Source organism: Actinocrinis sp. (assembly GCF_035650855.1).
In the GTDB taxonomy this organism is placed as follows: Bacteria; Actinomycetota; Actinomycetes; order Streptomycetales; family Catenulisporaceae; genus Actinocrinis.
The window spans coordinates 1-4,762 of record NZ_DASRGV010000155.1 but is presented as its reverse complement, the minus strand read 5'-3'; the positions used below and the strand labels follow the sequence as shown (position 1 = coordinate 4,762).

The following is a 4,762-nucleotide window of genomic DNA, read 5'->3' as shown; positions in this document are numbered from 1 at the left end:
AATCTGACGAACCATTCGTTCTTCAATCTCTCCGGCGAGGGCAGCGGCACCATCGACGAGCACGTACTCACCCTCGCCGCGACCGAATACCTTCCGGTCGACGCGGCCCTGATCCCGCTCGACGCGGCGCTGCCGGTGGCCGGAACGCCGTTCGACTTCACCGCGGGAGCGCCGCTCGGCGCGCGCATCGGCGACCCGCACGAGCAGCTCAAGGGCGCCGGCGGATACGACCACTGCTACCTGCTCGACGGCGGGCGCACCGCCGAGCCGCGCCTGGTCGGCAGCCTGTCGGACCCGGCGAGTGGCCGGGCCATGGAACTGCTGACCACCGAACCGGGGGTGCAGCTCTACACGGCCAACGCGCTGCCGAGCGAGGTGGTCGGCATCTCGGGCCGCAACTACGGCCCGCGCGCCGCGGTCGCGCTGGAGACGCAGCACTTCCCGGACTCGCCGAACCGTCCGGAGTTCCCGTCCACGGTGCTGCTTCCGGGACAGACCTTCCGCTCTCAGACGGTGTACCGCTTCACCCACCTGCGCTGACCCCGCGCGGTACCGCGTCACTCTATTGCGCGGTGCCCGACTGAGCGGTGCCCGACTGATAGGCGGGCACCCGGCTCGGCGCCGCGCGCTGCTCAGCGGCCAGCAGCGGCAGATAGCGCGGAGCGACAACCGGAGACAGCGCGATCACGCTCGTCGAGCGCACCACCGCCTGGATCCGGTTGATCCGCAGCAGCGCCTCCTGAAGCCCCTCGTTCGACGGCGCGGCCACCTTGCAGTGCACATCGCTCAGGCCGGTCGTCGCGTGCGCCTCCAGGACCTCCGGCAGCCTGCCCAGCTCCGCGGTGATCTCATCGAGCCGGCCTTGGGCGATCTCCAGCGTCACGAAGGCCAGCACCGGGTAGCCGGCCGCGCCGAGATCGATGTCCGGGCCGTATCCGGTGATCACCCCCTCGGCCTCCAGCCGCTGCACGCGTGCCTGAACCGTGGCGCGCGAGACCTTGGTGATCCGGGAGAGCTCGAGGAAGCCTGCCCGCGGGTTCTCCGAGAGGGCGCGGATCAGCAGCACGTCAAGCTGATCCAGTTTCCTACGCGGTTGCTCCATCTCAGCTCCCTTGGCGGACGATGTGCTATGCAGATTGTCTAGCTTATTCGGCTGAACTTGTCACAAGCGCTGGGTCCCGCTCTACTTCGGCGTAGTTCTCCATCCTCACCCTCGGCATTGGAGGCAGGCGATGACCCAGACCGCCCACGAGGCAGCCACCCCGGCGGCGACCGACGTTCCGGCTGACGTACTGATCGGCGCCATACCGCACGACGACGCGGCGGACCCGTTCCCCGTCATCGGCATGGACCACATTCGCTTCTACGTCGGCAACGCCAAACAGGCCGCGCACTACTACTCGACCGCCTTCGGCATGACGTGCGTTGCCTACAGCGGCCCGGAGACCGGCAGCCGCGACGTGGCCGAGTACGTGCTGACCTCCGGCAAGGCCCGCTTCCGGATCACCGGCGAGGTGCGCGCCGGGTCCGCAGTCGGCGAGTCGGTGGCCGCGCACGGCGACGGCGTCGTTGACCTGGCGATCGAGGTCCCGGATGTGGACAAGGCCGTCGAGCACGCACGCGAGGAGGGCGCCACGGTCCTGGCTGAGCCCGTCGATCTGCAGGACGACTACGGCACCGTGCGCATCGCCGCGATCGCCACGTACGGCCAGACCCGGCACACCCTGGTCGACCGCTCCCGCTACGACGGCCCGTTCCTGCCAGGCTTCGCCGCCGCCGGACCGCTCTTCAATGCCAAGCCGGAGCACCACCCGGCCCGCTACTTCCAGGCCATCGACCACTGCGTCGGCAACGTCGAGCAGATGGACGAGTGGGTCGCCTACTACAACCGGGTGATGGGCTTCACCAACCTCAAGGAGTTCATCGGCGAGGACATCGCCACCGAGTACTCCGCGCTGATGTCCAAGGTGGTGGCCAGCGGCAACCACCGGGTGAAGTTCCCGATCAACGAGCCGGCCGCGGGCAAGAAGAAGTCGCAGATCGACGAGTACCTGGAGTTCTACGGCGGCCCCGGCGTGCAGCACCTGGCGCTGGCGACCAACGACATCGTGGCCAGCGTGCGCGCGATGCGGGAGATGGGCGTGGACTTCCTGGAGACGCCCGACGCCTACTACGACACACTGGGTGAGTGGGTCGGCGAGACCCGCGTGCCCGTGGAGACCCTGCGCGAGCTGCGGATCCTGGCCGACCGGGACGAGGACGGCTACCTGCTGCAGATCTTCACCAAGCCGGTGCAGGACCGCCCGACCGTGTTCTTCGAACTGATCGAGCGGCACGGCTCGCTCGGCTTCGGCAAGGGCAACTTCAAGGCCCTGTTCGAGGCCATCGAGCGCGAGCAGGCCCGGCGCGGGAACCTCTGAGGCTGGAAGACCGCATCACCGAAACACGCGGAGCCTAAGGAGGCTGCGATGGCGTACTACCGCTCCGTCGGCGACGTACCGCCCAAGCGGCACACGCAGCACCGGCGCGAGGACGGCGGCCTGTACTACGAGGAGCTGATGGGGGAGGAAGGCTTCTTCTCCGACTCCTCCCTGCTCTACCACCGCTACATCCCCTCGGCGATTGTCGACGCGTCGCCGTGGGAACTGCCCGACCAGACCCTCACCGCGAACCATCCGCTCAAGCCCCGGCACCTCAAGCTGCACACGCTCTCCGAGGGGCAGGAGTGGAAGAGCACGGACGTCGTCACCGGGCGTCGGCTGGTGCTGGGCAACGCGGACGTGCGCATCTCGTACGCCGTGGCGGGGGAGACCTCGCCGTTGTACCGCAACGCGATCGGCGACGAGTGCGTGTACATCGAGTCCGGCTCAGGCGTCGTCGAGACCGTATTCGGTGCGCTGCCGGTGCGGCAGGGCGACTACGTGATCCTGCCGCGCGCCACGACGCACCGCTGGGTGCCCGAGGACGGCGAACCGCTGCGCGCGTATGTGATCGAGGCGAACAGCCACATCACGCCGGCCCGGCGCTACCTTTCGAAGTTCGGGCAGTTGCTGGAGCACTCGCCGTACTGCGAGCGCGATCTGCACGGCCCGCAGGAAACCCTGGCCGCCGACGGCGAAGACGTGCCCGTCCTCGTCAAGCACCGCACGCCCCAGGGCATCAAGGGCACGCGATACGTGTGCCCGTACCACCCGTTCGACGTGGTCGGCTGGGACGGGTGCCTGTACCCGTACACGTTCAACGTCGCGGACTTCGAGCCGATCACCGGCCGGGTCCACCAGCCGCCGCCCGTGCACCAGGTCTTCGAGGGCGCGAACTTCGTCATCTGCAACTTCGTGCCGCGCAAGGTGGACTACCACCCGCTGTCCATCCCGGTGCCGTACTACCACTCGAACGTGGACTCCGACGAGGTCATGTTCTACTGCGGCGGGAACTACGAGGCGCGTAAGGGCTCTGGCATCGGTCAGGGTTCGATCTCGCTGCACCCGGGCGGCCATGCGCACGGCCCGCAGCCCGGCGCGTACGAGCGCAGCATCGGCGTCGAGTTCTTCGACGAACTGGCGGTGATGGTCGACACCTTCAAGCCGCTGGAGCTGGGCGAGGGCGGCTTCGCCAGCGAGGACGAGGGATACGCCTGGACCTGGTCGGGCCGGGGTCCGCAGTGACCCGGCCGACGGGGACGGACTCGATCCCGACGCATCGCCCCGGCAGCGCGGCGGGGCGACCCGGCGGCACGCCACGGCCGAGTGAGGCGATCCCGCCGCTGTTCGCAAAGCTCTGCGACGACGCGGCGATGTTCCCGCCGGGGAAGGCTCCGGCCGCGCAGGCGGTGTCCGCGCACCGCGGGCACCGCACCGCCTGGTATCGCGACCTGGTCGGGCCGTTCCTCGCCGGCGCCAAGCACCTTCCCGCGGTGACCGACGAAGTGCGCGCGCTGCACGCCGCCGGTCCGCTCGGCATGGACGGACCGCCGGACCCGGTCTCGCTGGTCCTGGTCGTCCCGGACGGACCGGGCGCGCTGCGGGACGCCCTGCGGACCGCGACGAGCGAACCAGGACTCGAACTCGTCGGCGTCGAACTGGCCAGCCAGAGCGAAGGCACGCCGGCCGAGGCCGCTGGGGCTGCGGCCCAGGCGCTGAGCAGCGCGCTGCCGGAGCAGGTCGCCGGCGTGATCGAGGTACGGCGCGGTTACGGGCTCGGCGAAGCGCTCGACGCGGTCGCCGACAGCCCCTTCCGCGCCAAACTACGAACCGGTGGCACCGTGGCGCAGGCGTTCCCCACCGAGGAGGAACTGGCCGGCTTCATCGTCGGCTGCGTCGTGCGCGGCCTGCCGTTCAAGTGCACCGCCGGACTGCACGAGGCCGTCCGGCACACCGATCCGGCCACCGGCTTCGAGCACCACGGCTTCCTCAATATCCTGACAGCGACGCACGCGGCCTGCCAGGGCGGCGACGTGGCCGAGGTCGCGGCCGTGCTCGCCGAGCGGTCGGCCGGGCGGTTGGCCGATGTTCTGCGCGGTCTGGAGCCTGACGCCGTGATCCGGGCGCGCGCGGCGTTCACCGGGTACGGCACGTGCAGCATCGCCGAGCCGCTGGCCGATCTGGTCGCGCTCGGCCTGGTCGTCCCCCGAAGCTGAGACGGGAGCGCGGATGGGTCCTGAGACGGAGAACACTGAGACAGTGGGCGCCGGGAATCGGAGCGCTGGGACATTGAGCGCTGGGACATTGAACGCCGTGACCTGGGTCGGCGGCGTGCCCGACGA

Annotated in this window: 5 protein-coding genes; 4 read left to right on the top strand and 1 reads right to left on the bottom strand. The window is 69.7% G+C overall.

Features of this window, described 5'->3' with window-relative positions:
• A partial coding sequence (locus tag VFB40_RS11910; protein WP_527249192.1) for an aldose epimerase family protein occupies positions 1–540 on the top strand: 540 nt, incomplete at its 5' end.
• 22 nt (positions 541–562) lie between these two features.
• Here VFB40_RS11910 and VFB40_RS11905 read toward each other — a convergent pair.
• A complete protein-coding gene (locus VFB40_RS11905; RefSeq protein WP_324849930.1) occupies positions 563–1,102 on the bottom strand; it encodes an Lrp/AsnC family transcriptional regulator in 540 nt (179 codons plus the stop codon).
• 130 nt (positions 1,103–1,232) lie between these two features.
• On the opposite strand from VFB40_RS11905, the gene hppD reads away from it, so the two are divergent.
• The 3 genes from hppD to VFB40_RS11890 are packed head-to-tail and all read left to right on the top strand — an operon-like array spanning position 1,233 to position 4,636.
• Positions 1,233–2,420 carry a 4-hydroxyphenylpyruvate dioxygenase gene (hppD, locus tag VFB40_RS11900; RefSeq protein ID WP_324849928.1) on the top strand — a complete coding sequence of 396 codons (1,188 nt, stop codon included), beginning with the start codon at positions 1,233–1,235 and terminating at the stop codon, positions 2,418–2,420.
• Between the two features lie 48 nt (positions 2,421–2,468).
• The gene (locus VFB40_RS11895) at positions 2,469–3,665 is read left to right on the top strand and encodes a homogentisate 1,2-dioxygenase (RefSeq protein WP_324849927.1); all 1,197 of its coding nucleotides are present in this window, start codon (positions 2,469–2,471) and stop codon (positions 3,663–3,665) included.
• The gene (locus tag VFB40_RS11890; protein WP_324849925.1) at positions 3,662–4,636 is read left to right on the top strand and encodes a hypothetical protein; all 975 of its coding nucleotides are present in this window, start codon (positions 3,662–3,664) and stop codon (positions 4,634–4,636) included. The genes VFB40_RS11895 and VFB40_RS11890 overlap by 4 nt, the downstream gene beginning before the upstream one ends.
• Positions 4,637–4,762: the final 126 nt, after the last annotated feature.

Excerpts from the sequence above, each read along its gene's own strand:
- VFB40_RS11895 (WP_324849927.1), top strand. The coding sequence starts at position 2,469 with ATGGCGTACTACCGCTCCGTCGGCGACGTACCGCCCAAGCGGCACACG.
- hppD (WP_324849928.1), top strand. The coding sequence starts at position 1,233 with ATGACCCAGACCGCCCACGAGGCAGCCACCCCGGCGGCGACCGACGTT.
- VFB40_RS11905 (WP_324849930.1), bottom strand. The coding sequence starts at position 1,102 with ATGGAGCAACCGCGTAGGAAACTGGATCAGCTTGACGTGCTGCTGATC.